1 protein-coding gene is annotated in these 2,392 nt (G+C 69.1%); it reads left to right on the top strand.

From position 1 onward, the window contains the following. Nucleotides 1–258: 258 nt before the first annotated feature. Complete coding sequence (locus ABT300_RS43180; protein ID WP_351688408.1) at nt 259–2,070, top strand: hypothetical protein; 1,812 nt, start codon at nt 259–261, stop codon at nt 2,068–2,070. Nucleotides 2,071–2,392: the final 322 nt, after the last annotated feature.

Below are 2,392 nucleotides of genomic sequence, written 5' to 3'. Positions count from 1 at the left end.
GACGCCTCGTGAGGTCACCTGGACCAGGGCCGGGCCGGCGCTTCCACCCCCACCGTTCCTGCCATGGTGCAGCGTTCGGCTCTGCACGATCACCCATCCCACGCCTCAAAGTCCCACGCCCCGAAATCGGGCGCACCCTGCCCGGGTCGGAACGTCACCGTCCAGCGCCTGGCCGCGCAGATCAGCGACGTCGACGCGGGAGGAAGGATCCTTTCCGTCGAGGTGGGCGGTCGGCCGGACTCCCCCTACAGCGGCACGATGGGGGATCACTCGACCGCGTTCATCGTGCAGGAGAGCGCGGTGCTGCGCAGGTTGGTCGGCTTCACGGCCGCTGACGCGGCGAGGAGCCTCGCCGACCTGTACACCGAGTGCACGAGGCTTCCCGGCTTCAAGCTGGTCGGCGGAGTGCCGGACAGGCAGCGCAGCCGCCTGGCGGAGGCGGACGCCGAAGTGCGCACCCTCCTGCGCGATCTGACGGACGGTGGGAAAGGGGTCACCGAAGAAGAGCGGCTGCCCAAGCTCCAGGAACTGGTCAGCGCGTTCCTTCAGTTCCGCGAGCTGATCCCGCTGACGACGCTGGCGACCAATGTGGTCGGGCAGTCCAGTGCCGGCAAGGGGCACGGCGAAGCCAAGTGGCACGAGATCCTGTCCGCCTACGTGGCCAAGGGGTGCCCGGCCACCGGAGCGGCGCTGGCCAAGGAGGCGGCACTGGGACTGCTGGACGCGAAGGGCGCCGTCCTGGTCGCGGTCGAGACGGACCCGCATCGGCTGGCAAGGCTGGCACCCGGGATCGACCCGGCCCTCACCTCGGACCAGCGACTCGCCGCCGTCCTCGTACAGCATGTCCGGTCCGTCGAGCTCGGCTATCCCGGGACGTTCGCGGGAGCGTGGCCCGGCAGGAACGAGGGCGAGATCGTTGCCGACATGGCACAGCCCGTCCAGGTGCTCCTGGCCGCGCGGCAGCAGGCGGACATCGCCTACTACCTGGGGAGGATCTCGGCGGTGGATGAGCAGCTGAGGGCCCTCGACTGCGCGGCCCGGGGCTCCGATGGGGCGCTCACCAAAGCCGATCAGACCACCTGGGACAAAGCGCTGGCGTGGCGGGACCACTTCGCCGCCGTGGTCACGGCCAACAAGGGCGCCGTGCCCCCCGCACCGACCGTCACGTCCCACAAGGACGTCCTCAACGCGACACGGCCTTCGAGAAACCGCAAGCCCGCCAAGCCCCCGTTCGATCCGAGCCAGAGCTCCGCGCGAACCACCAACAGCACCACCACCAGCACCACCACCACCAACAGCAGCAGCAGCAGCAGCAGTTCAGCGTCGAAGAAGGACGACATGGAGGTGGAGGGGGCGCCCAAGCAGGCCAAGGCGGAGACTGAGGAGAACCCCGCGGCGCTCGGGAGCCTGGCTGCGCAGATCATCCTGCGCGGCGGCGCCATCGACGACATGCTCTCGGAGGGGCGGCCCAAGAAGCACTTCCACGGGTCCATGGGCGCGCACACGACCGCCTGGACCGCCCACATCGACGCGATCCGCGCCTGCATCCTGGGCAAGAGCGTGGCCCAGGCCATCAGGGACCTGGGCGTATTGAAGGACGAGACGATGGCGACCCGGCCCGCCCTCGAAGACGCCGCATTCGCGTTCCCGGCCGAGCGCCAGATCGCACTCATGTCCGCGCAGGAGGTCCTGGTCCGCGAGTTCGAGCAGGCCGAAAGGGCGAGGTCCGAGACGGCCCCTCTCCTGCTCCAGCGCTGCATCACCAGCCTGCTCGTCTACACCGAGTGCCTGCCAGGTGCGACCCTTGAGGCGGCCGATACCAACGGACGCGGCGAGGGCGCGGCGAGGGCAGCACTCCTCGCGTACGAGGCCGGCTGCGCCAAGGGCGCGCCCACCCTGTCGCGCGCGGAGGTGGGGACCCAGGTGATGACCCTGCTCGACCTCTCGTCCCGGGCCGAAAAGAACATCACCGACAAGCAGAAGCACACGCTCCTGGAGAACCACATGCGCGTGATACGCCGCGCCTATCCCTACGCCGCCCATGCCATCGGCTGGTCCAAGCCGTCCTGATCCGACTGGTCTCCCACGCCCCGCCGATCACCCGCCTGCCCGGACTCGCCCGGGCCCGCAGACCCCACGTCGAATACGGACCTTCGCGGCACCCCAGCCGCCAAGGACCCCGACCACTGCGGGCCGGGACGAGAAACCGCACGAGAAGGCCCTACGATCTGCGCATGTTCAAACGACGCAGACATGACAACTTAGCCGACCTGCCGCGCGATCCTCGAGCCGACCGGTATCCCATGCCGACCGTGCCGCACGGCTCAGTCGTTCCCCCACCAGTCCCACGTAGAACTTGATGTCGGGGGTCGATTCAGTGATCACGAGTCCG

It is taken from the genome of Streptomyces sp. NPDC001027 (genome assembly GCF_040299045.1).
Classification (GTDB): Bacteria; Actinomycetota; Actinomycetes; order Streptomycetales; family Streptomycetaceae; genus Streptomyces.
The sequence above is the reverse complement of the archived record's forward strand: the minus strand, read 5'-3'. Positions and strand labels throughout refer to the sequence as shown.

What these genes read in the sequence shown, in the direction of transcription:
- ABT300_RS43180 (WP_351688408.1), top strand. Translation starts at nt 259, where the DNA reads ATGGGGGATCACTCGACCGCGTTCATCGTGCAGGAGAGCGCGGTGCTG.